Here is a 22,466-nt window from a genome sequence, read left to right on the forward strand (position 1 = left end):
GCCCTATGGCTAAAATGTGTAGCTGAATTCACTGCCCAGAATATGCACATCATCGCCCGTGCCATCCAATAACATCAGATAAGCCCCCACTTTCAGATTGTTATCGATGGCTAGCTCCGCACCCAGCGCACTGCGGCTTTGGTTGTATTTACCCTTAGTGGCGTTAAAGAAATATTCATAACTGGCGTACAGGCCAATGTTGTCAATTTTCTTGCTGAGTTTGCCGCGCACTCTGGGACGCAGCGAATAATCACCGTCGAACCAACGATTCTCTAAGCGCACCCGAATGTCTGCGCTGTAATCTGACAGGCGCAGCTTGTAACTGGCAAAGGGGGTCAGGCGCTGTTCATCCCGGTATTGGTCTTCTACCGGGTCGCTGTTCTCCACTCTGAATTCCAGACCGGCACTCAGCGCGTCGGTAAGCTTGGTGCTGGCACCGAGTTTAACATTGAAGTGGTATAAACGGCTCTCGTCTTCCAGCATGCGTTGGTCACTGCCCAGAAACACCGCATAGTTACCCAATTGGGTATCCAGCTTCACACCATTCCACCACTGGTCCAGCGCGTGGGCATTAGCGGACAGCATAAACAAAAAAGCCAGCATCATTGGCCGGCCCCTGGCAATAGTCATCGAATGCATCAAAACTCCACCTGTCACAAAAATGACTTAAAAATGTCACAAAAATGTCACGGGCGGATTATACGGAGGGCTAAAAGAATAGCAACGGGAAGTTCAGTCGACGATACTATTCCACCATCAAAGAGGAGGAGGTGATAGTGCCAGCGCGTCTGGGTAGCCAGATGGCCAGCAACAGACCGACGCTTGCAATCAGCCAGGCCCAAAGGTCGCCGAATCTGGCATAAGGTGTTTGGCCGCGGTAACGTGGTACATCGCTGACCAGCACCCCTTGTTCAAACTGCGGAAGGTCAGCCAGCACCTGGCCATTGGCATCAATAATGGCGGTAATGCCGTTGTTGGTGGCGCGCAGTACGGGTATGCCAAATTCCCTGGCCCTGACCTGAGCAATTTCCAGGTGTTGATGCGGACCATGAGAATGACCAAACCAGGCGTCGTTACTCACGGTCAGAATAAAGTCGGTATCGGCATGCAGATTGGCACGAATTTGTGCCGGAAAGGCTATTTCAAAGCAAATGGCCGGGGCTAGGCGCAGATTGTTGGCCAGCAGGTTGGTTTGCTGGTAATCACCGCGGCTAAAAGATGACATGGGCAGATCAAATAACGGTGCAATACCGCGCAGCCAGTCTTCGAAAGGGATAAATTCACCGATAGGCAGCAGATGGTGCTTGGCATAGCGATTTGCATGGGGGTAACGATAATGCCCTTGCGGCTCGCCATGCTGACTGCCCAGCACAATTAGGTTGTTAAAGGCGTCACGGCTTTCAAAATTGTAGTTAACGATACCGGTAATCAGTGCGGTGCTATGCGCAGCGGCCTCTTCGTCCAGTTCATGCAGGTAGTTAAGGGCCAGCGGTTCCAGTTTAGGGATAGCAGCCTCCGGCCAGATAATCAGATCCGCGTCCCAATGGCTCTGAGTCAAACGTCGATACAGGTTCATGGTTGGCAGGTCCTGTTCTGGCACCCAGCGCAGGGATTGCTGGATATTGCCCTGCACCATCACCAGTTTGCTGGTGTCACTGCGCTTTTCAGTCCAGCTTTGCTGGCCAAGTACATATCCGGCAATCACCAGAATACCAATGAGTGACAAGGCCGGCAGATATTGACGTTTTGGCAACATTAAGCCCAGCGCACAGGCCAGGGTAATCAGCAGCACGGATACGCCGGTTTCGCCAATCACAGGCAGAAAGCCGCCCAAGGGACCATGAAGCTGGCTATAGCCTATAGACAGCCAGGGAAACCCGGTCAGCATCCAGCTTCTGAGCCATTCACATAGCAGCCATAGAAAACCAATAGCCAAAGGCCAGTAAGGCATGGCGATACAACGTACCAGTAACTTGATTGCCAGGGCAGGGTACAAGGCCAGATAGGCGCACAGTAACAGCATCAGGCCGATAGAGGCGATAAGTGGTAAGCCGCCGAAGTCGGCAATACTGACATGTACCCAACTGATGCCGGCGCCAAACCATCCCAAACCGAAACAGAAACCCTGTAAAAAGGCAAACTCACGGCCTTTATGCTGCAATTGCCAGAACAATAATGACAACAGCAATGGCGCGAAAAACCAGTGTCCAAACGGGGCATAAGAAAGGGTTAAACCTGCCCCCAGCATCAGGCTGAAAAGACAGGTGGGCAGGCGTTTAGCCGCCTTGTTCTTCGGCGTCATCCTTTTTCGGCAGGCTTACTTTTAATTGGATTAGACGTCGTTTGTCCGCATTGGTAACACGAAACTCAATACCATTTATTTCTACAAACTCGTCACGCATGGGCATATGGCCAAACGCACGTAGCACAATACCGCCAATAGTATCGGCTTCTTCTTCGTCAAAGCCGGTATTGAAGTAGTCGTTGAAATCCTCAACCGAGGTCAGCGCCTTGACCGAGAAAGTACATTTGTTTAATGGGCGAATGTCGTCGGTTTCGTTTTCTTCAACGTCATGTTCGTCTTCGATTTCGCCAACAATCAGTTCAAGAATATCTTCAATGGTGGCAAGACCAGACACACCGCCGTACTCATCCACCACAATGGCCATATGGTAACGTTCCTGGCGAAATTCGCGCAGCAACACATCCACGCGCTTACTTTCCGGCACGATAATCGCCGGGCGCAGAATATCCTTAAGCTTGAATTCTTTCTCGGGATTAAAACCGTATTCAAGCAAATCCTTGGCCAGCAGAATACCTTCGATATGGTCTTTGTCTTCGTTGATAACGGGGAAGCGAGAATGGGCTGATTCCAACACCACTGGCAGGAATTCCGCCACAGTTTGATCAATGCCGATAGTGACGATCTGTGCTCTTGGGATCATAATGTCCCGCACCCGCATCTCACTGATTTCCAGCACCCCTTCGATCATATCGCGGGTGGCGTTGTCTATTACGTCACGTTGCTGGGCTTCGTTGATAACTTCAACCAACTGATCCCTGTTTTGCGGTTCTCCCGACAGGCTCTGGACTATTTTTTCCAACCAGCCTTTATTGGAAGAACCGTTGCTAGAGTGGGGACTGTCGTCGCTCATAGGCTCCAATCTTGTATTTCAATGAGGGGCTATCATTCCCGATCCTGGTAAGGATCGTCAATGCTTAATTTGGCCAGGATGCGGATTTCTAAACTTTCCATCTCCTCGGCGTCAATGTCCTCTATATGGTCATACCCCAGCAAATGCAAGGCGCCATGAATGCACATATGTGCCCAATGATGCAAAAGAGGCTTGTGTTGCTCTGCGGCTTCCCGGCTGACCACGCCAGCACAAATCACCAGATCGCCCAGCAAATCCAGCTCCATACCCGGAGGGGCTTCAAAAGGAAAAGACAACACATTGGTAGCGTAATCCTTGCCGCGGTACTGGTGATTCAGCTCGCGACTTTCCACTTCGTCCACCAGACGGACAGTGATCTCGCCTTGTTCCAGTTTGACTTCATTGAGCACCGCATCCAACCATGCCTGAATCAGGTGCTCGGGCGGCAGATCTTGTGCGTCACTGGCAATTTGCAGGTCTAATTGGGCGCTCACGGCTTATGTTCACCCTTATCTTGCTGGCTGCGCTGTTGCGTTTCGGCACGTTTTAATTCTTCCTGCTGCCGTTCATGCTCTTCGTACGCCAGTACGATCCGACTGACCACCGGGTGGCGAACCACATCGGTGGCATCAAAGAAGTTAAAGGAAATATCGTTAACATCCTTTAGCACTTCAATAGCATGACGCAGGCCACTGCGTGCGCCGCGGGGCAGGTCAACCTGGGTGATATCACCGGTAATCACAGCCTTGGAATTAAAACCAATACGGGTCAGGAACATTTTCATCTGTTCCACCGTGGTATTCTGGCTTTCATCCAGAATGATAAAGGAATCATTCAGGGTGCGGCCGCGCATATAGGCTAGTGGCGCGACTTCGATCACATTGCGCTCCAGCAGCTTTTCCACCTTTTCAAAGCCGAGCATTTCAAACAGGGCGTCGTACAGGGGGCGCAGGTATGGATCGACCTTTTGCGATAAGTCGCCAGGCAAAAAACCTAGTTTTTCACCGGCTTCCACCGCGGGGCGGGTCAGCAAAATGCGGCGGATTTCCTGTCGCTCCAGCGCATCAACCGCGCTGGCCACCGCCAGGTAAGTTTTGCCGGTACCGGCCGGGCCAATCCCGAAGCTGATATCGTGATTAACGATATTCTGTACATATTGCGACTGGTGCGGATTACGCGGCTTAATCACGCCGCGTTTGGTCTTAATATGCACTTCTTTGCCGTATTTGCCCGCTTCGGCCTGCTCAATGCATTTGGCTTCCTGAATGGCCAGATGCACCTTCTGTGCATCCAGATCAGGGATTTGGCCTTTGACCGGCTGGGTTTCAATATACAGGAGTTTCAGCAGCTCCGCGGTGGCCATGGTTTGCTGTGCCTTGCCCATGACCTTAAACAAATTGTCGCGATAACTGATTTCCACCCCAAGGCGGCGTTCGATTTGCTTGATATTGTCATCAAAGGGACCACAGAGGCTGGAAAGGCGCTTGTGGTCGTTGGGTTCCAGTACAAGTTCGTTACTGACCAGTTGATTGGGCAAAGATACTCTCCTGCTTAATGCATACTGATGGGAATATATTGACCGACACCCAGATTGTCGGGCTGTTCGGCCTGTTTCTGAATAATGCTCTGTGGTGCAACACTGACCCGCAGCCCCATATCGGCTTCACGGCGCACAACTTCACCACGCAGAGAATTGGCGAATACATCGACAATCTGTACATCAACAAACTCACCAATCATATCGTCGCTGCCAACGAAATTGACAACCCGGTTGTTCTCGGTACGACCACACAGCTCACCGGCGTCTTTCCTGGATGGGCCTTCCACCAGAATACGTTGCTCGGTACCTACCATCTTACGGGCGATGTCCATGGCCTGCTGGTTGATACGTTGCTGCAGCAAATATAAGCGCTGCTTTTTGGTTTCTTCGCTGACATCATCCGGCAAATCTGCCGCTGGCGTGCCAGGACGTGCACTGTAGATAAAGCTGAAACTTAAATCGAAACCTATGGCCTGGATAAGATCCATGGTGGCCTGAAAATCGTCGTCGCTTTCGCCGGGGAAACCAATGATAAAGTCTGAAGACATACTCAGGTTGGGGCGGATCTTTTTCAGACGGCGGATCCTGGACTTGTATTCCAGTGCCGTATGGCCGCGCTTCATCAGGGTCAGAATACGGTCTGAGCCACTTTGTACCGGCAGATGCAAATGGTCCACCAATTCAGGAATGCTGGCATAGGCCTCAATAATGTCATCGGTGAACTCCACCGGATGCGAGGTGGTATAACGAATACGATCAATGCCGTCTATGGCCGCCACCAGATGCAGTAATTCTGCGAAAGTACAGATACTGCCGTCATGGTTAACGCCGCGAAAGGCATTCACATTCTGGCCAAGCAGGTTCACTTCACGCACGCCCTGTTCGGCAAGCTGAGCAATTTCATAGATTACATCATCGGCCGGGCGGCTGACTTCTTCACCACGGGTATAAGGCACCACACAGAAACTGCAATACTTGGAGCAGCCTTCCATAATGGACACAAAGGCACTGGGGCCTTCTGCGCGGGGTTCTGGCAAACGGTCAAACTTTTCAATCTCCGGGAAGCTGATGTCCACCACCGGGGAATGGGTGCCTTTGACCTGATTGATCATCTCCGGCAAACGATGCAGGGTTTGCGGACCAAAGACGATATCGACATAAGGCGCGCGGTCACGAATATGCTCGCCTTCCTGGGAGGCAACACAGCCACCCACGCCGATAATCAGGTCGGGTTTTTTCTTTTTCAGGGTCTTCCAGCGGCCCAACTGGTGAAACACCTTCTCCTGAGCTTTCTCGCGGATGGAACAGGTATTCAGCAGAATGACATCGGCATCCTCAGGATTTTCGGTTGCCTGGTAACCATGGGTGGAATCCAACAGGTCGGCCATTTTCTCCGAGTCATACTCGTTCATCTGGCAGCCCCAGGTTTTGATGAATAGTTTCTTGCTCATACTGCTTAAGTAAAACCCTAATAAGTAAAAAAGAAAGGCAGTGGGCCTTTCCTTGTTAATTTGGTCCGTGATGAACCGGGTATTTTACCGCCACTGGCGGCAGGTTGCCAGCTAATCACCACAACCATCGTTGCCGAATGGTCAGATTGGCGGCCCAGATAATCAATAGGGTGCCTGCCAGTAAGCCTGCAGAGACAGGTTCCTGCCAGAACCAGTAGCCGAGAAAGGCAGCAAACAGCACACTGCTGTAGGTTAACAGGCCAATGCGCACCGGCGATGCCAGTTGGAAGGCTTTGGTCATCAGCAACTGACCGATAGCCGCCATCAGCCCCATTAACAATAACCAGGGCCAGGCTGCATCTGGCATAGGTTGCCAATTGTACAACAAGGGGAACAACGAGACACCGGTGGCCAGGCCGGTAAAATAAAACACGATACGCCCCGATGGTTCAGAGCCTGACATCTTTCTGATAGTGCATTTAGTGAATGCGACAAAGCAGGCGCAGCACAGCGCCAGTAGTACATAAATATTCCAACCGCCGGATTCGGGGCGCAGCACAAAAGCGCAGCCAATAAAGCCAAGACCAATGGCCATCAGACTTTTCTGGCTGATACGTTCCTTGAGCCAGAAAAAAGCAATTATAGGTACGATAAACGGGGCAACCAACAGGGCCATCATGGCCTGGGCCAGAGGTAAATGAGCCAGCACGTAAAAAAAGCAATACATACCGACTAATCCTGAGGTGGAACGCAGTAAATGCAGACCAAATTGCTCGGTCTTCAGTTCCGACAGGCCGACGCGGAACAACCAGGGCATTAAAAATACCAGCGCAAACAAGTTGCGGAAAAACACCAACTGCGATTGGCTTAAACTGTCACTTAAATATTTGACCAGTGCGCCAACCCCGGCAAATAAGGCTTCGGCCACAATCAGGCACAAGGCCCCGAGCAGCATGGGAGAACGCATACAACACCGTTAGAAGGGAATTCACCGGCTATTCTAACAGAGCTCAGTGCTGGATGCGGCCAACTGTCGTAAATAAATGCGGCGACTTATTGCTGCTCGGTTTCCTCGGTGGGCAAGGTTCCAGCCAAAGGCGGATTGCTGACCATGGCCTGTACGGCCAAAGCGCCCATCACCTGATCGTCAATATCCTGCTCCAGATTGTCATCAATATCCTGTTTTACCAGCAGGTATTGATACTCCATATAGCTGGTGGGTTTATTTAACTGATAGGTAAACACATAGCGAGGAACTTCCTCATCCTTATTCAAGGCGGCCAGGCTTGCAGTGCTGACGGTTAAACAGACAATTGCTACTGAAGTGAGTGCTTTCATGTTCGGCTCCGGTTGGTATGACCATTCGTTATATTTGTAGCTGCTACTGGCAAAAAGGTTGTGGTCAGGATGTAAGCATTTTTGTCAAACGGGCTATTTGGCCTTGCCTTGTTACAAGTCAAAGAAAAACTGTCAGTGAGCGACGAAACAGGTCGGTTTAACGTGCTATCCTTGTCGGCAAAGAACCATGGAAAAGATGGCATGCAGGATTTTGATATTGTGGTGGCTGGCGGCAATATGGTGGGGGCAGCACTGGCCCTGGGGTTGACCAGACTGGGTTATAAAGTGGCCGTCCTGGAACCTCATATGCCAGTGCCTTTTGACAGACTACAGCAGCCGGATATCCGCGTCTCGGCTATTAGTCTGGCGTCTCAGCGCTTACTGGAACAGTTGGAAGCCTGGCCATATATCCAAGGTATGCGGGTTTGCCCTTACCGCCGCTTATCTGTATGGGAAGGGCAGGGAAGAACCGACTTCTCGGCCACTGAGCTGGATGTCCCACATCTGGGTCACATTATTGAAAATCGTATTTTGCAACTGGGTTTACACCAGGCCATGGCTGATAAATCGGTTGTGTGGTTTGAACAGGCACTGCTGTCAGTCAGGCAGGATACAAAGCATGTGCAACTGACCCTGACTGACCAAACTGTGCTGCAATGCCAACTGCTAATAGGCGCTGATGGTGCTACATCTAAGGTCAGGACGCAGGCCGGTATCGCCACCCATGGCTGGCAATATGCTCAGCAGGCCCTGGCAGTATCGGTAAAAACTCACAGCCCTATGCAGGATATTACCTGGCAGCAGTTTACGCCATCCGGACCCATGGCATTTCTGCCGTTATTCGACGGTTATGCCTCGCTGGTGTGGTATCACAGTGCTGATGAGGTAAAACGCCTGAAAAGGTTGCCTTTTGAGCAGCTTAAAACACAGATCTGCCAGTCCTTCCCTGATGAGCTGGTGGACTTTAGTGTGATGGAAACCGCCAGTTTCAGCCTGACCCGAATGCATGCCAATCATTATTATCAGGGCCGTATGGTACTGGCCGGTGATGCTGCCCATACCATTAATCCATTGGCAGGTCAGGGAGTAAACCTGGGATTTAAGGATGTTGCTTGTTTGTTGGAACTACTTGGCGACAAACAATGGCTGGACGACAGTAGTAAGCTTGATGGTTTGTTGGGGCGATACCAGCGCAAACGCTACAAAGACAACCTGCTGATGATGACGGCGATGGATGGGTTGTATGCGACTTTCAGCAACGCCTTGCCACCCGTTCGTTTGTTACGCAATTTAGGGCTGGGATTGGCCCAGCGTGCCGGGCCCCTGAAAAAACAGGTGACCCGCTACGCCATGGGGCTTTAAAACCAATAAAAATACCAGCCCCAGGGTATTCAATGCTGGAGTATTCGGAGTGTGGGAAAAGCAATCTGGGCCTTAGCGGTATGTTTTAAGCCGAACAATTAAGGCTAATTCATTTAAATACAAGTGCTTATTTACAGGGTAAACTTTGCGTTAATTCATTGCATAGGCTCCTGGGAAATCTGCATGTCGGTCAACAACACGGAAGAATTTTATCAACAGTTAGGCCGTAATCTTTCTGATACTATGGCCTATATCAGGCAACATCCGGCGTTAATTCTGTCGGTGCTATATCTGTTGGCCAGTACTTGTGGCCTTATGTATATCCATGCTTTATTAGCTCAGTTCGAGGTTGATGGGCTTCAACATATAGAGCTGGCAGACTTCTTTTTAGCCGTGATTGCTAAACCCACCCCAATGGTAGCCTGGCTGTGTATCAGCCTGTTGGTTTATGGCTTCTACATGCTGGATAAACGACTGCGAGGCCGATGGAGCTGGTATTGCCGTTTTTCTGATATTTCCAGTAAGCCGTTTTTCAAATTCAATCCACTTTTGGTGTTTGTACTGATGTTTGGCTTCTTTCTTTATTGGTATGCGATGATCGTAGCCCAGGCCGACAGCGCCAGTATAAAAGAGGGCAAAAGACCTGGCTTTAAGGTCTTTACCCAATATGCCATAGGCTATCCAAAAGAAATGCCGACCAACCTGATCCTGGATGATGTACAGATTATCGTCTCGACTAGCCGGTATTTATGGCTGTTTGATAAAAACAATCAGCAGGTGCTGATGCTGCCACATGCCAATGTGGCCAGCATCATGCCTTTATCTGATCAGCCTATCGCACTGCTACCCCAATCAGACATAACTCACTGATTATCTAGCTTCGCCATTGCTCGGTTTGGCCCTGAATATCACAGTTGCCATGTCGATATTCTGGGGTCTGACCGGCTTTGCGCTGCGCCAGGTAGTCGCGGCTGACATTCACTATGGTCGGTGTCAGCCACACAATAGCGATGATGTTGATAACGGTCATCAGGCCCAGCGCCATATCTGCCATGGCCCACACCTGGGGCAATGACGCCATGGAGCCCCACAGGATCATGGCTAGGTAGCCTGCGGTATAAACACTGCGACCGGCTTTGTTATCCAGTTTAAACATATGCAGGTTACTTTCGCCGTAGGCGTAGTTGGCTACCACCGACGTGAAGGCAAACAAACTGATGGCAGCTGCGACAAAATCATTGCCACCGCCACCTAAATGAAAGGCCATGGCGTCCTGGGTCATACGAATGCCTTCCATATGCTCGCCCTGAGAGCCGCCAGCTAACAGAATGATCATGGCGGTACAGGTACATAACACCATGGTATCCAAAAACACCCCCAGCATCTGCACATAGCCCTGACTGGCGGGGTGGTTGGGATTGGGCGTGGCGCTGGCCGCTGCGTGAGGCACACTACCAGAGCCCGCTTCATTAGAATACAGACCTCGCTGAATACCGTGCTTAAGGGCCGCGCCAAAGGCCCCACCGGCCGCTTCCTGTAAACCAAAAGCCGAGGTGATGATGTTATACAACATGGCTGGTACCTGCTCGATATTCAGCAGGGTGATACCAATGGCGACCAATACATAGCTGATGCCCATAAAAGGCACCATCCATTCGGAGAAACGCGCAATGCCGCGCAAGCCGCCAATCACAATCACACCGGCCAGCAGAATAATCACCACACCAGCATTAAGGGTTGGGATCCCATAGGCATGATTCAGTGCATCAGTAATGGAATTGGCCTGTACGGCACTGAAGATAAAACCATAACCAAGAAATAAACACAGAGAAAAGGCGATGGCCAACCAGCGCTTATTGAGCCCTTGTTGTATGTAATAGGCCGGACCACCACGGTATTCGCCGTTGGCATCTTTTACTTTGTAGAGCTGACCTAAAAGGCTTTCTGCAAAGCCTGTGGCCATGCCTAAAAAGGCAATCACCCACATCCAGAATACGGCACCGGCGCCGCCCAGAGAGATGGCCACCGCCACGCCGGCCAAATTACCGGTACCAACCCTGGCAGATAAACTGGTGCACAGCGCCTGAAATGAACTGATACCGGCCTTATCATGCTGGCTGCTGCCTTTTAGCAGGCTGAACATATGACGAAACTGGAATATCTGTACACCACCGAGGCGAACGCTGAACCAAATACCGGCGAGAATTAGCATGGCAATGAGTAGCCAGCCCCAGAGTACGCCGTTAACGGCGGAGACGATGTCGTGGATCACTGTTGCTCTTCATTCTTATTGGACTTCTGGACGCCTATACTGGCGTGATTGCGAACAACTGTCCAGCCGCACGGCTAAGATAAGGGCGATAAAAAGCAAAAAGCCGGTCAGAGACCGGCTTTTCTTAATATGGCTGGGGTAGCTGGATTTGAACCAACGCATGGCGGGATCAAAACCCGCTGCCTTACCGCTTGGCGATACCCCAAAAGGGTCAAAACAATACCGAAGAAATTGGCTGGGGTGGCTGGATTTGAACCAACGCATGGCGGGATCAAAACCCGCTGCCTTACCGCTTGGCGACACCCCAACATGGTGCGGAAGGAGAGACTCGAACTCTCACGCCGTGAAGCACTGGAACCTAAATCCAGCGTGTCTACCAATTTCACCACTTCCGCATTGATGGTGGCTACGGCGGGATTCGAACCTGCGACCCCAGCATTATGAGTGCTGTGCTCTAACCAGCTGAGCTACGTAGCCATCTTCGGTACTCGTCTTGAGTGGCGCGTATTATGCTGATCCTCTTTTGGAGCGTCAACCCCTTTTTTGACAGCTTTGTGTCAAGTGCTCAGTATCTGTTCACTGCGGCGTAAATTCTCCGCAGTTGGGTGAAAATATCCGCGAAATCGACGTTAGTTTGACAAAGTGATTGAAGGTATTGGGATTATCAGCAAAACAAAAGTGGCAAAAACGGTGGCGTTTTCTGCCACTGCTAAAGAGATGGCTATTAGAAAATTACTGACAGCCAGAAAAAGACATTAAAAAACCCGGCGAACCGGGTTTCTATCATTATACGTTGAAGCGGAAGTGAATCACGTCACCGTCTTTAACAATGTAGTCTTTTCCTTCCAGACGCCATTTCCCAGCATCTTTTGCACCGGCTTCGCCTTTGAACTCAACATAGTGCTCAAAACCGATGACTTCAGCGCGGATAAAGCCTTTTTCAAAATCCGTATGAATCTTTCCTGCCGCCTGAGGGGCAGTGGAGCCGATTGGAAAGGTCCAGGCCCGCACTTCCTTCACGCCAGCGGTGAAATAAGTATTAAGGCTCAGCAGGCTGTAACCGGCGCGAATAACACGGTTCAGACCTGGCTCTTCCAGGCCCATATCTGCCATAAATTCGTGGCGCTCTTCATCATCCAGCTCGGCAATTTCCGATTCGATGGCGGCACACACGGCCACGACCACGGCGTTTTCGGCGGCGGCAATGTCCCTGACTTTATCCAGGTAAGGGTTATTGTCAAAGCCATCATCATTGACGTTGGCAATGTACATGGTGGGCTTGAGGGTCAGAAAGTTCATGTAGGCAATGGCCGCCAGCTCTTCTTTTTCAAGAGCGACCATGCGCAGCATTTTGCCTTCATCCAGGTAAGGTTTGATCTTTTCCAACACCTGCATTTCGTATTTGGCGTCCTTGTCTCCACCTTTGGCACGCTTGCCTACACGTAGCAATGCCTTTTCGCAGGTTTCCAGGTCTGACAGGGCCAGCTCGGTGTTAATCACATCAATATCACCGGCGGGATCCACCTTGCCAGCCACATGCACGATATTGTCGTTGTCGAAGCAACGCACTACATGGCCGATGGCATCAGTTTCACGGATATTGGCCAGGAACTTGTTACCCAGACCTTCACCTTTGGAGGCACCTTCTACCAAGCCGGCGATATCCACGAACTCCATGGTGGTGGGGATGACGCGTTGTGGATTGACTATTTTGGCCAGTTCATCCAAACGGGTATCCGGCACGGGTACCACGCCGGTATTGGGCTCTATTGTGCAAAATGGGAAGTTGGCTGCCTCAATTCCGGCTTTGGTCAGCGCATTAAATAAGGTGGATTTACCCACATTGGGTAAGCCCACTATGCCACATTTAAAACCCATGTTGATTCCTCAAGTTATTCCGCTTTAAACGAGTGCAGGCGATTCATCGCCTTGGTCATCCCGTCTTTCAGCAATATGTCGGTGCATCGTATGGCTTCGTCAATAGCCGCATCGATAAGTTGTTGTTCTTCGTTACGCGCTTTACCCAGTACATGCCCGGTAACCTTTTGTTTATCGCCGGGATGGCCTATGCCAATGCGTAAGCGGTGAAAATCTTTATTGTTGCCTAATTTGGCAACAATATCGCGGATGCCGTTCTGACTGGAACTGCCGCCGGTTTTCAATCGTACAATGCCCGGTGGAAGATCAAGCTCATCAAACGCCACCAGCAGATTTGCCGGTTGGATCCGGTAAAAATTAGCCATCGCGCCAACGGCTTGGCCGCTGCGATTCATAAAGGTCAGGGGAAGCAGCAAGCGCACATCCTGACCGGCAATAGTGCCGCGTCCGGTAAGGCCGGAAAATTTGTTTTCCAAATTCAGGGAAATGCCATGTTGGCGGGCGAGGGCAGTAACAAACCAGGCACCTGCATTGTGCCTGGTTTTTTCGTACTCGGGACCTGGATTGCCCAGGCCCACGATCAGCTGGATATCAGCCAAGAGGATTATTCCTCAGTCTTGGCTTCTTCCTCGCCTTCAGCAGCAGAAGCGCCTTTAGCAGCCTTAACGGTCACAACGGCCTGGTCGTGATCGGCACCTTTGGCCAGTTCAACCAGCGTTACACCTTTAGGCAGCTTCAGATCAGACAAGTGCAGAGTTTGACCCAGTTCAACCGCAATCAGGTCAACTTCAATAAACTCTGGCAGGTTGGCAGGCAAGCAGCTGATGGCTACATCTGCAACATGGTGCTCAGCATGACCGCCGTGAGTTTTGATTGAAGGCGCTTTGTCTTCGTTGATGAAGTGCAAAGGTACGTTGGTGGTCAGGGCTTGCTTGGCGTCAACACGCAAAAAGTCAATGTGCGTGACTTTTGGCTTGTAAGGGTGACGCTGCATGTCTTTGACCAGGGCTTCTACTTTTTTACCGGCAATGTTCAAGGTCAGAACATGGCTGTAGAAGGCTTCGAATTCCTGGGCTTGCAGCACTTTGTTGTGCTCAAGAGTCAAAGAAACAGGCTCTTCGCCAGCACCGTACAGGATAGCAGGTACTTTGTCTTCACGACGCAGGCGGCGGCTCGCACCTTTCCCCAGGTCTGTGCGGACTTCTGCATCCAGATTAAAAATCGCTTCAGACATAATTTACTCCAAATAGTGGGTGGAATTTCGCGACCAAAATCCCACAAATGATAAATACCTTTAGAAAAAAGGCGGCGAATTCTACCACCACTGTTTGGCAGAGACAAGGATAAGGAGAATCTGGAGGGGGCTTACATACGGTTATCTTTATTGGATATCTGACTGTCATCCAGCACTTTAATACTCAGGATTTTAATCGGGGTACCATATTGTTGGATGGTCAGCAGATCCGGGACGGTTTGCGCTTCAACTTCGACAATTAAACCGTCACGTCTATGCTCCTGACTTAGCCCCATAGGGTGGTACTTGCCACCATCCGCGGTGTCGATAGCATAAAAGCCGCCTTCGAAACTTTTGTATTTCACCGTACCGGTAAACTTAAGCTTCTGCACTTTATTGGCGTCATTTTTCATGTCTACCTCCTTTTTAGTGGCAGTGACAGGTTGTGTGCTCTGTGCCTGACATGCCGCCAGCAGACCAACAAATAACCAGCAGAGTGTTCTTCGCATGGGCTGTCCCTAATCTAAGTTTGAAGCAGTATACAATACTGAATCAAGGGCATAAAAAAAACCGCATAGGCATGCGGTTTTCTTACATCTTGCTGTTTGCAATTAGTATTCAAACATAGCGGAGATGGATTCTTCGTTACTAACCCGGCGGATAGCCTCAGCTAACATATTCGACAAACTTAGTTGCTTAACTTTGTCCAGCGCCCGGATTTCTGCTGACAGCGGGATACTGTCTGTGACAACGATCTCATCGATAACGGAATCCTTCAGGTTCTGCGCTGCATTACCTGAGAATATTGCATGAGTAGCATAAGCAAAGACCCGTTTGGCACCATGCTCTTTAAGGGCCAACGCCGCTTTGCATAGTGTGCCGCCGGTATCAATCATATCGTCAACAATAATGCAGTCGCGGTCCTGAACATCACCAATAATGTGCATCACCTGGGAAACGTTGGCCTTTGGACGACGCTTATCGATAATCGCCAGGTCCAGATCATTCATCACTTTGGCCAGGGCCCGGGCACGCACTACGCCACCGATATCCGGTGATACCACCACAGGGTTATCAAACTGGCGCTCCAGCATGTCTTCCAACAGAATCGGTGTACCGAAGGCGTTATCCACTGGGACATCAAAGAAGCCCTGAATCTGCTCTGCGTGTAAATCCACTGTCAATACACGGTCTACGCCAACATTAGATAAAAAGTCAGCCACGACCTTTGCGGTAATCGGCACCCTGGCACTGCGTACACGGCGATCCTGACGGGCATAACCAAAGTAAGGGATAACCGCGGTAATACGCCCTGCAGATGCGCGGCGCAAAGCGTCGATCATCACAATCAGTTCCATCAGATTGTCGTTTGTCGGAGCACAGGTGGATTGGATAATAAAGACATCAGAGCCGCGCACGTTTTCGTGAATTTCGACACTGATTTCGCCGTCGCTGAATCGTCCTACACTGGCATGGCCCAGTTTGGTGTAGAGTCGGTCGGCGACTTTCTGGGCGAGTTCTGGTATGGCATTACCAGCAAATAGCTTCATATCCGGCACAGTAGGATCCTCAGTAGGCTATCAATAACAAGGTTCAAAAAAATGGGGTCAGGGTAAAATTCACGTATTCACAGGTGTTGTCTGACAAATCCCGGCTGTGTAATTTTACCCTGACCCCATTTTTCTGTTTGGCAACTGGTTGACGCATTAAGTCTAGCCGTTTTTCCATTGCTCAAGTTGACTGTGCAAAGGAGAAATATTGACCCCTTGAGCAACAAACCCTGCGAATTCTGCCGGCATTGCCTGCAGGACTTTCACGGCCTGGGATTGGTCTGGAAATACGGCGAAGACACAGGAACCCGTGCCCGTCATTCGCGACGGCGCGTATTCTAACAACCAGTGTAACAGCTTTGCAACTTTAGGATGGTATTGGCACACCAAAGTCTGGCAGTCGTTAGCCGTGCTATCAAAATGATAATCCTGCCACTGCATAGTGGGGGTGTTTCTGGGAAGTTCGGCATGGCGGAAAATTTCTGCCGTGGCGATATGCACACCGGGGCTGGCCACCAGAAACCAATGCTTTGGTTGTTCGGTATCGACAAATTGTTCACCGACGCCACTGGCGAAGGTGGTACGGCCATGTACAAAGACCGGCACGTCAGCGCCAAGCTGCAACCCAAGCGCTTCAAGCTGCTCAAGTGTCAAGCCACATTGCCACAGAGTATTGAGCACCACCAGGGTGGTGGCGGCATTGGACGACCCCCCGCCGATACCGCCCCCCATAGGTAACCGTTTGTCTAACCAGATGTTGGCGCCCTGACTAACGTGGCAATACTGCTTCAGTAAGTTGGCCGCTTTAACAATAAGATTATCTTCATCGGCGACACCGGGCAGTGGGGTCATCAGTTGAATGGCACCATTGGTGGTGGTTTCAAAGGCTAACTGGTCTCCCTGGTCAAGCAATTGAAACAAGCTTTGCAGATGATGGTAACCATCCTGGCGTCGTCCGGTGATATGCAGAAACAGATTTAACTTGGCCGGAGACGGCCACCAGATCAGTTGATTTGCCATGTATTTACCCGAATTCTAATAAGCTCAGTAGGGGTCTTAAGTTCCAGATTGTAGGGCAAAATGTAGGCGCCAGTTGGCCGGTAGTCGCTCATATTTACCTGCCATCCCTGTGCGGTATTTAATTGTTGTAATAGACCATTGTCAGAAAACAGCGGTCGGGTATCGGGTGAAACCTGGCCTTTGATCCACAGGGGAATTTGCTCCACCGGAATGGGCCAGCCGGTTAACTCGTATAACAGTTCACTGGCATTTTGGTGTTGATAGTCTTTGTCTTCGTATTCCAGCGTGACCAGTGCACCGTTTTTATGCAATGTCAAAATACGTGTACCGATAAAACTGCTCAGGCCCAATTCATACTCGTCTGGCGATTGCTGCCAGTTTAAGGTGGCACTGAAACGCTCTTCTTTACCTTGGTAGGCCAATTTGCCATTGATACGCCAGCTGTGCAGGTTTTGCAGCTTGATTTGATTGGCTTTGGCGTCAACGGAGTAGGTTACATCCGGGCGGGTGGTGCAGGCACTCAACAGGCTGAGCAACAAACAAGCACCTAAAAGGCAAAAAAACGAACGGAACATTGACGAAATCCGGGTCTTGAATGGCCGCTATGGGAACACAGATTGCCCGGTGCTTTCAATAGGTTTGGCTTTTGCGTACAATGCCACGCCGTAATCCTTGGCGCGTAAAGACACTAAACACCCACATGGCCCTAATTGCACTCGGTATCAATCACAACACGGCTCCTGTGGATGTCCGAGAGAAAGTGGCGTTTTCGGCGGATGCGCAGCTTGACGCCTTATTGTCACTTCGAAATGAACTTGGCAGTCAGGAGTCGGTGATTCTTTCCACTTGTAATCGCACAGAGATATATGCCCAGCTTGATGCTCAGCAACAGCAGGCTTTGTTGGCCTGGCTGGCCGACTTCCATAATCTCGAGCAGCAAAGTCTGCAACCCAACAGTTATGTATATCAGGAGCAGGATGCAATCCGCCACCTGATGCGTGTGGCCAGTGGTTTGGACTCACTGGTACTCGGCGAGCCGCAAATTCTCGGACAAGTGAAGCAAGCCTTTGTCAGCGCCAAAGACAGCGGCATGGTAAGCAGTGGTTTTGAGCGACTGTTTCAACAGACCTTTGCGGTGGCCAAAAAAGTGCGGTCAGACACGGATATCGGTGCCAATGCTGTCTCTGTGGCCTATGCCTCGGTGCAACTGGCCAAGCATATTTTCTCTTCTCTGGACAAAATTAAAGTCCTGCTGATTGGGGCCGGTGAAACCATTGAGCTGGTGGCGCGCCATCTGCATGAACAGCAGGTAAAAAGTATGCTGGTGGCCAATCGTACCCTTGCCAGGGCTCAGGAACTGGCTGAACCCATTGGTGCAAGAGTCATCACCCTGGCGCAAATACCAGAGCACCTGGCAGAAGCCGATATTGTGATCAGTTCCACAGCCAGCCAGTTACCGATTCTGGGTAAAGGTGTAGTGGAAAGAGCACTGAAAAATCGTCGCCATCAACCTATGTTTCTGGTGGATCTTGCTGTGCCCAGAGATATAGAAGCTGAAGTGGCGGAGTTGGATGACGCCTATCTTTATACGGTAGATGACCTGCAACAGATTGTGCAGCAGAATCTGGCATCCAGACAAAGTGCCGCGCAAAAAGCCGAGCAGATGATAGACCTGGCGGTGCAAGAGTTCCTTCAATGGCATGGCGCCCAAGCATCGATGGATCTGGTGCGGGACTATCGGGCCCAAAGTGAAGCAAATAAATTTAAGTTGCAGGAGCGCGCGCTCAAGCAACTGGCAGATGGCAAAGACCCGCAGGACGTCATTGTCGAGCTGGCAAACAAACTAACCAACAGCCTGATCCATGCGCCAACCCAGGCTATTAAGGAAGCAGCGCTAAGCCAGGATACAAATAGTCTCAACCTGTTACAACGGGCTCTGGGATTGGAAAAGATTTAGGAAAACCGAGATTCTATGAAAGCATCTGTATTGAACAAATTGGAATCCCTGATGGAGCGCTTTGAAGAAGTGCAGGCGTTGTTGGGCGACGCCGGGGTGATTGCCAATCAGGAAAAGTTCCGCAACTTGTCCAGGGAATACGCGCAGTTGGAGGAACTGGTAAAGTGCTTCAGAGCCTACCGCCAAGCGCAGCAGGATTTGGTTAGTGCTCAGGAAATGCTGAAGGAAGAGGATCCTGAGATGCGTGAAATGGCGGAAGAAGAAATTAAAGCCGCCAAACACAGCTTAGAGGAATTAGAGACTGAGCTGCAGGTGTTATTACTGCCCAAGGATCCTAACGACGATAGAAACTGTTTCCTGGAAATTCGTGCCGGAGCGGGTGGCGACGAGGCGGCCATTTTTGCCGGGGACCTGTTTCGTATGTACAGTCGATATGCAGAAAGCCGCAGATGGCGAGTGGAAGTGGTCAGCGCTAATGAAGGCGAACATGGCGGCTATAAGGAAATTATCGCCAATGTAATGGGGGACGGCGCCTATGGTATTCTGAAATTCGAATCCGGTGGACACCGGGTTCAGCGCGTTCCCGAAACCGAATCCCAGGGGCGTATCCATACATCGGCCTGTACCGTGGCGGTATTACCTGAGTTACCTGAGTCCGAAGCCATTACCATCAACCCGGCAGAGCTTAAGGTGGATACCTTCAGGGCCAGTGGTGCAGGTGGTCAGCACGTAAACAAAACCGACTCGGCTATTCGTATTACTCACTTACCCACCGGGTTGGTAGTGGAGTGTCAGGATGAGCGCTCCCAGCACAAAAACCGTGCTAAAGCCATGTCGGTGTTGCAGGCCAGGTTAAACCAGATGGAGCAGGATAAACGTGCACTGGAAGAAGCCAGCACCCGTCGTAATCTGGTGGGCAGTGGCGACCGGTCTGAGCGCATACGAACATACAACTTCCCACAGGGCAGGGTCACAGACCATCGCATAAACCTGACCTTATACAAGCTGGACGAAATTGTTGAGGGCGATCTCAACGGTATTCTTGAGCCAATTCGCCAGGAACACCAGGCCGATCTGTTGGCATCGCTATCCGATGAAGGCTGATGATCTGACGATTCAGGATGCGTTACAATGGGCCAGGCAAGTGCTGAGCGATTCTGAGTCGGCTGCCTTAGATGCCCGTGTGTTACTTTGCCATAGCCTTGATGTCTCGCCGGTTTATTTGCACACCTGGCCGGAAAAACCTTTGCAAGAAAATCAATGGGTTGCGTATCAGGCATTAATTGAAAAGCGTAGCAAAGGCGTGCCTGTGGCCCATCTGACCGGGCGACGGGATTTCTGGAGTCTGACCCTTAAGGTTAACAATTTGACCTTGATCCCACGGCCGGAAACTGAATTGTTGGTGGAAACGGCGCTGGCGCTGTTTGATCACAGCCCTATTAATGTATTGGATTTAGGCACGGGCACCGGGGCCATTGCCCTGGCATTGGCCAGTGAACGACCAGGCTGGCAGGTGATAGGGGTTGACTTTGAGTCACAGATTGTTGAACTGGCCGAACAAAATGCCCAGTTGAATCAACTAACTAATGTCAGGTTTTTGCAGAGCCATTGGTTTAACAATGTGCCAAAGCAGACATTCTCTCTGATCCTCAGCAATCCACCTTACGTAGAACCCGACAGCCCCTTTTTGCAGCAAGGGGATGTGCGCTTTGAACCTTTGTCTGCTTTGACCGCAGATGAAAATGGATTGGCAGATATTCGCCAAATTATTTCTCAGGCCAGCCTTTATCTGGTCGATTCCGGTTTCCTGTTACTGGAACATGGTCATAGTCAAGGGGAAGCGGTCAGACAGTTACTTGAGCAGGCGGGTTTTGCACAGGTGGATACCCTGAAGGACTTGGCTGGACTGGACAGATTGAGTATGGGGCAATGGCACGTATAAAGTGCGTGTTGGCCTTTTGAATTTGAATGACATCTATACTCAGAAGGTCAACTCGCTCTGGTCGCTTTTACTTGCCGTCCTGCCGAAACAAGCTATTCTGCTAACTGATTGAATCGACAAAATTTAGCTTTTAATTGGCAGACTGGAGGCGCCATGATGTCCGATGACCTGTTGTTCCTGGATGAGTCTGATGATGAAATCATTGAGGAAAGAAGTACCTGGAAGGTTTTAATCGTTGACGATGAGCCCGAAGTGCATGCCGTCACCAAGCTGGCCCTGAGTGATTTTGTCTTTCAGGACAAAGGTATTGAGTTTATTAGTGCTTATACCGGTGCTGAAGCAAAGAAATTGTTTCTGGAGCATGATGACATAGCCATTGTGCTGCTGGACGTTGTGATGGAAACCGACGATGCAGGTTTGCAAGTTGCCGAATTTATTCGTGGTGAAGCCAACAACCATTTTACCCGCATTATTCTGCGTACCGGACAGCCAGGTCAGGCACCGGAAAAACATGTCATCATCAATTACGATATCAACGACTATAAATCCAAGACGGAGCTGACGGCACAGAAGCTGTTTACCGTGGTTATTGCCACCCTGCGCTCTTATCGCGACATTATGGTTATCGAAGAGAACCGTAAGGGGCTGGAGAAAATCATATCTGCCTCTGCAGATCTGTTCAGCATTCATTCTCTAGAGCACTTTATTGACGGCATAGTACAGCAACTGTCTTCGTTGTTGGGCGGCACACAGGACGCCGCTTATATTACCTCTGCGGTGGCAGGCCCCCGTCCTATCGATAACGATGTGTCCTCTGATTTCTATGTGTTTACCGGCAAAGGCGACTTTGCCGATCATGAAGGTAAACCTCTGGATAATGTGCTGAGCGGTTCGCAACTGGATGCCTGCCATCAGGCGTTGCGTGAAAGGGAAATCGTTTATGCCGAAGAATATCTGGTCGCTTACTGTAACAGCAAAACCATGCGTGGCTCGTTGTTGTACTTGTCTGGGTTGCCGCGCAAATTAACCGAGACTGACAAACGCTTACTGGAAATTTTTGCTCAGAACGTGCAGATTGCCTTTGACAATGTACTGCTGACCAAAGATATCGAAGATACTCAGCGGGAAATTGTCGAGCGCTTAGGACAGGCCTTGGAAAAGGAAATGGGCGGTGGCAAGCATATTCAACGAATGACGCTGATGTGTGAGTTGCTGGGCCGGGAATATGGTCTCTGTGACGAGGAACTGGACATACTCAAGTTGGCCGTACCATTGCACGACGTCGGTAAATTAAAGATCCCAGAGTCCATTTTGCTCAAGCCTGGCAAATTAAACGCTGAAGAGATTGAAATTGTGCGGAATCATGCAGAGTTTGGTTATCAGCTTCTTAAGGATTCCCGTCGTCCAATCATAAAAGCGGCCGCACTGCTGGCCAGGGACCATCACGAATACTGGGATGGGCAGGGTTATCCACGTGGATTGAAAGGCGATGAAATTCATATTTTTTGCCGCATCACTGCGCTGGCCGACGTGTTCGATGCATTGCATGCCAAACGTTGTTACAAAGAAGCCTGGCCGCTGGATAAGGTACTGGACTTAATTCAGTCGCAGCGCGGCAAGCAGTTTGACCCCAGGTTAGTGGATATCATGCTGGCCAATCGGGATAAAATAGAGGCTATTTGCTATGCCTATCCGGACAACTTGCCAGAATCGCCATGCAGCTAATGTTAGTTGGTTGACAATATTGATATTGAGTTGCGGTTTTAA

The 22,466-nt window shown here is 50.4% G+C and carries 22 protein-coding genes and 4 tRNA genes; 6 read left to right on the plus strand and 20 right to left on the minus strand.

From position 1 onward, the window contains the following. Window positions 1–9 precede the first annotated feature (9 nt). From ABD028_RS10235 to ABD028_RS10270, 8 genes are all read right to left on the minus strand, one after another. Complete coding sequence (locus ABD028_RS10235) at window positions 10–639, minus strand: DUF2490 domain-containing protein (RefSeq protein ID WP_343844677.1); 630 nt, start codon at window positions 637–639, stop codon at window positions 10–12. Window positions 640–745: 106 nt separating this feature from the next. Then, complete coding sequence (gene lnt / locus ABD028_RS10240) at window positions 746–2,302, minus strand: apolipoprotein N-acyltransferase (RefSeq protein WP_343844679.1); 1,557 nt, start codon at window positions 2,300–2,302, stop codon at window positions 746–748. Further along, on the minus strand, window positions 2,277–3,155 hold the full coding sequence (gene corC / locus ABD028_RS10245; protein WP_102798411.1) for a CNNM family magnesium/cobalt transport protein CorC: 879 nt from the start codon (window positions 3,153–3,155) through the stop codon (window positions 2,277–2,279). The genes lnt and corC overlap by 26 nt, the downstream gene beginning before the upstream one ends. A 32-nt stretch (window positions 3,156–3,187) precedes the next feature. Further along, window positions 3,188–3,649: an rRNA maturation RNase YbeY gene (ybeY, locus tag ABD028_RS10250; protein WP_343844681.1), complete on the minus strand. Its 462-nt coding sequence runs from the start codon at window positions 3,647–3,649 to the stop codon at window positions 3,188–3,190. Beyond that, entirely contained in the window at window positions 3,646–4,692 is a 1,047-nt protein-coding gene (locus ABD028_RS10255; protein WP_343844683.1) for a PhoH family protein, read from the minus strand. Before ABD028_RS10255 ends, ybeY begins: the two co-directional genes overlap by 4 nt. A gap of 14 nt (window positions 4,693–4,706) precedes the next feature. After that, entirely contained in the window at window positions 4,707–6,146 is a 1,440-nt protein-coding gene (gene miaB / locus ABD028_RS10260) for a tRNA (N6-isopentenyl adenosine(37)-C2)-methylthiotransferase MiaB (protein WP_343844685.1), read from the minus strand. 115 nt (window positions 6,147–6,261) lie between these two features. Then, window positions 6,262–7,113 carry a DMT family transporter gene (locus tag ABD028_RS10265; RefSeq protein WP_343844687.1) on the minus strand — a complete coding sequence of 284 codons (852 nt, stop codon included), beginning with the start codon at window positions 7,111–7,113 and terminating at the stop codon, window positions 6,262–6,264. Between the two features lie 86 nt (window positions 7,114–7,199). After that, entirely contained in the window at window positions 7,200–7,484 is a 285-nt protein-coding gene (locus tag ABD028_RS10270; RefSeq protein WP_343844689.1) for a hypothetical protein, read from the minus strand. 201 nt (window positions 7,485–7,685) lie between these two features. Here ABD028_RS10270 and ABD028_RS10275 point away from each other — a divergent pair, with 201 nt between their 5' ends. Together ABD028_RS10275 and ABD028_RS10280 are read left to right on the plus strand one after the other, a co-directional pair. After that, window positions 7,686–8,846: an FAD-dependent monooxygenase gene (locus tag ABD028_RS10275; protein ID WP_343844817.1), complete on the plus strand. Its 1,161-nt coding sequence runs from the start codon at window positions 7,686–7,688 to the stop codon at window positions 8,844–8,846. A gap of 183 nt (window positions 8,847–9,029) precedes the next feature. Next, window positions 9,030–9,716: a hypothetical protein gene (locus ABD028_RS10280; RefSeq protein ID WP_343844691.1), complete on the plus strand. Its 687-nt coding sequence runs from the start codon at window positions 9,030–9,032 to the stop codon at window positions 9,714–9,716. A 4-nt stretch (window positions 9,717–9,720) separates the two neighbouring features. Here the strand turns inward: ABD028_RS10280 and ABD028_RS10285 are convergent, their stop codons facing one another. From ABD028_RS10285 to lolB, 12 genes are all read right to left on the minus strand, one after another. After that, window positions 9,721–11,118: an alanine/glycine:cation symporter family protein gene (locus ABD028_RS10285; protein ID WP_102798418.1), complete on the minus strand. Its 1,398-nt coding sequence runs from the start codon at window positions 11,116–11,118 to the stop codon at window positions 9,721–9,723. Window positions 11,119–11,248: 130 nt separating this feature from the next. Further along, a tRNA-Gln gene (locus ABD028_RS10290) sits at window positions 11,249–11,323 on the minus strand. A gap of 27 nt (window positions 11,324–11,350) precedes the next feature. Then, window positions 11,351–11,425: transfer RNA gene (locus ABD028_RS10295), tRNA-Gln, on the minus strand. A gap of 3 nt (window positions 11,426–11,428) precedes the next feature. Next, window positions 11,429–11,513, minus strand: a tRNA-Leu gene (locus tag ABD028_RS10300). Window positions 11,514–11,518: 5 nt separating this feature from the next. After that, window positions 11,519–11,595, minus strand: a tRNA-Met gene (locus ABD028_RS10305). 309 nt (window positions 11,596–11,904) lie between these two features. Then, window positions 11,905–12,996 (minus strand): redox-regulated ATPase YchF, encoded by a 1,092-nt coding sequence (ychF, locus tag ABD028_RS10310; protein ID WP_102798419.1) that lies wholly within the window; start codon window positions 12,994–12,996, stop codon window positions 11,905–11,907. 14 nt (window positions 12,997–13,010) lie between these two features. Continuing rightward, window positions 13,011–13,595: an aminoacyl-tRNA hydrolase gene (pth, locus tag ABD028_RS10315; protein WP_102798420.1), complete on the minus strand. Its 585-nt coding sequence runs from the start codon at window positions 13,593–13,595 to the stop codon at window positions 13,011–13,013. 5 nt (window positions 13,596–13,600) lie between these two features. Beyond that, entirely contained in the window at window positions 13,601–14,230 is a 630-nt protein-coding gene (locus ABD028_RS10320) for a 50S ribosomal protein L25/general stress protein Ctc (RefSeq protein ID WP_102798421.1), read from the minus strand. Between the two features lie 131 nt (window positions 14,231–14,361). Continuing rightward, entirely contained in the window at window positions 14,362–14,739 is a 378-nt protein-coding gene (locus ABD028_RS10325) for a hypothetical protein (protein WP_146027228.1), read from the minus strand. Between the two features lie 102 nt (window positions 14,740–14,841). Further along, entirely contained in the window at window positions 14,842–15,789 is a 948-nt protein-coding gene (locus ABD028_RS10330; protein ID WP_102798423.1) for a ribose-phosphate pyrophosphokinase, read from the minus strand. 153 nt (window positions 15,790–15,942) lie between these two features. Beyond that, window positions 15,943–16,800, minus strand: coding sequence for a 4-(cytidine 5'-diphospho)-2-C-methyl-D-erythritol kinase (gene ispE / locus ABD028_RS10335; protein ID WP_343844698.1), 858 nt, complete (start codon window positions 16,798–16,800; stop codon window positions 15,943–15,945). Next, entirely contained in the window at window positions 16,785–17,375 is a 591-nt protein-coding gene (lolB, locus tag ABD028_RS10340; RefSeq protein ID WP_343844700.1) for a lipoprotein insertase outer membrane protein LolB, read from the minus strand. Before lolB ends, ispE begins: the two co-directional genes overlap by 16 nt. Before the next feature lie 125 nt (window positions 17,376–17,500). On the opposite strand from lolB, the gene hemA reads away from it, so the two are divergent. From hemA to ABD028_RS10360, 4 genes are all read left to right on the plus strand, one after another. Beyond that, a complete protein-coding gene (gene hemA, locus ABD028_RS10345; RefSeq protein ID WP_343844702.1) occupies window positions 17,501–18,757 on the plus strand; it encodes a glutamyl-tRNA reductase in 1,257 nt (418 codons plus the stop codon). 15 nt (window positions 18,758–18,772) lie between these two features. Next, window positions 18,773–19,861, plus strand: coding sequence for a peptide chain release factor 1 (prfA, locus tag ABD028_RS10350; protein WP_102798427.1), 1,089 nt, complete (start codon window positions 18,773–18,775; stop codon window positions 19,859–19,861). Next, complete coding sequence (gene prmC / locus ABD028_RS10355; RefSeq protein WP_102798428.1) at window positions 19,851–20,699, plus strand: peptide chain release factor N(5)-glutamine methyltransferase; 849 nt, start codon at window positions 19,851–19,853, stop codon at window positions 20,697–20,699. The genes prfA and prmC overlap by 11 nt, the downstream gene beginning before the upstream one ends. A gap of 156 nt (window positions 20,700–20,855) precedes the next feature. Next, entirely contained in the window at window positions 20,856–22,424 is a 1,569-nt protein-coding gene (locus ABD028_RS10360) for a DUF3369 domain-containing protein (RefSeq protein WP_343844819.1), read from the plus strand. Window positions 22,425–22,466: the final 42 nt, after the last annotated feature.

The organism is Bowmanella denitrificans, assembly GCF_039522935.1.
Lineage (GTDB): Bacteria > Pseudomonadota > Gammaproteobacteria > Enterobacterales > Alteromonadaceae > Bowmanella > Bowmanella denitrificans.

Excerpts from the sequence above, each read along its gene's own strand:
- hemA (WP_343844702.1), top strand. The coding sequence starts at position 17,501 with ATGGCCCTAATTGCACTCGGTATCAATCACAACACGGCTCCTGTGGAT.
- corC (WP_102798411.1), bottom strand. The coding sequence starts at position 3,155 with ATGAGCGACGACAGTCCCCACTCTAGCAACGGTTCTTCCAATAAAGGC.
- prmC (WP_102798428.1), top strand. The coding sequence starts at position 19,851 with ATGAAGGCTGATGATCTGACGATTCAGGATGCGTTACAATGGGCCAGG.
- ychF (WP_102798419.1), bottom strand. The coding sequence starts at position 12,996 with ATGGGTTTTAAATGTGGCATAGTGGGCTTACCCAATGTGGGTAAATCC.
- lolB (WP_343844700.1), bottom strand. The coding sequence starts at position 17,375 with ATGTTCCGTTCGTTTTTTTGCCTTTTAGGTGCTTGTTTGTTGCTCAGC.
- ABD028_RS10325 (WP_146027228.1), bottom strand. The coding sequence starts at position 14,739 with ATGCGAAGAACACTCTGCTGGTTATTTGTTGGTCTGCTGGCGGCATGT.
- ABD028_RS10320 (WP_102798421.1), bottom strand. The coding sequence starts at position 14,230 with ATGTCTGAAGCGATTTTTAATCTGGATGCAGAAGTCCGCACAGACCTG.
- ABD028_RS10280 (WP_343844691.1), top strand. The coding sequence starts at position 9,030 with ATGTCGGTCAACAACACGGAAGAATTTTATCAACAGTTAGGCCGTAAT.
- miaB (WP_343844685.1), bottom strand. The coding sequence starts at position 6,146 with ATGAGCAAGAAACTATTCATCAAAACCTGGGGCTGCCAGATGAACGAG.
- ABD028_RS10360 (WP_343844819.1), top strand. The coding sequence starts at position 20,856 with ATGTCCGATGACCTGTTGTTCCTGGATGAGTCTGATGATGAAATCATT.
- ABD028_RS10235 (WP_343844677.1), bottom strand. The coding sequence starts at position 639 with ATGCATTCGATGACTATTGCCAGGGGCCGGCCAATGATGCTGGCTTTT.
- ABD028_RS10265 (WP_343844687.1), bottom strand. The coding sequence starts at position 7,113 with ATGCGTTCTCCCATGCTGCTCGGGGCCTTGTGCCTGATTGTGGCCGAA.
- lnt (WP_343844679.1), bottom strand. The coding sequence starts at position 2,302 with ATGACGCCGAAGAACAAGGCGGCTAAACGCCTGCCCACCTGTCTTTTC.
- ABD028_RS10270 (WP_343844689.1), bottom strand. The coding sequence starts at position 7,484 with ATGAAAGCACTCACTTCAGTAGCAATTGTCTGTTTAACCGTCAGCACT.
- prfA (WP_102798427.1), top strand. The coding sequence starts at position 18,773 with ATGAAAGCATCTGTATTGAACAAATTGGAATCCCTGATGGAGCGCTTT.
- ispE (WP_343844698.1), bottom strand. The coding sequence starts at position 16,800 with ATGGCAAATCAACTGATCTGGTGGCCGTCTCCGGCCAAGTTAAATCTG.
- ABD028_RS10275 (WP_343844817.1), top strand. The coding sequence starts at position 7,686 with ATGCAGGATTTTGATATTGTGGTGGCTGGCGGCAATATGGTGGGGGCA.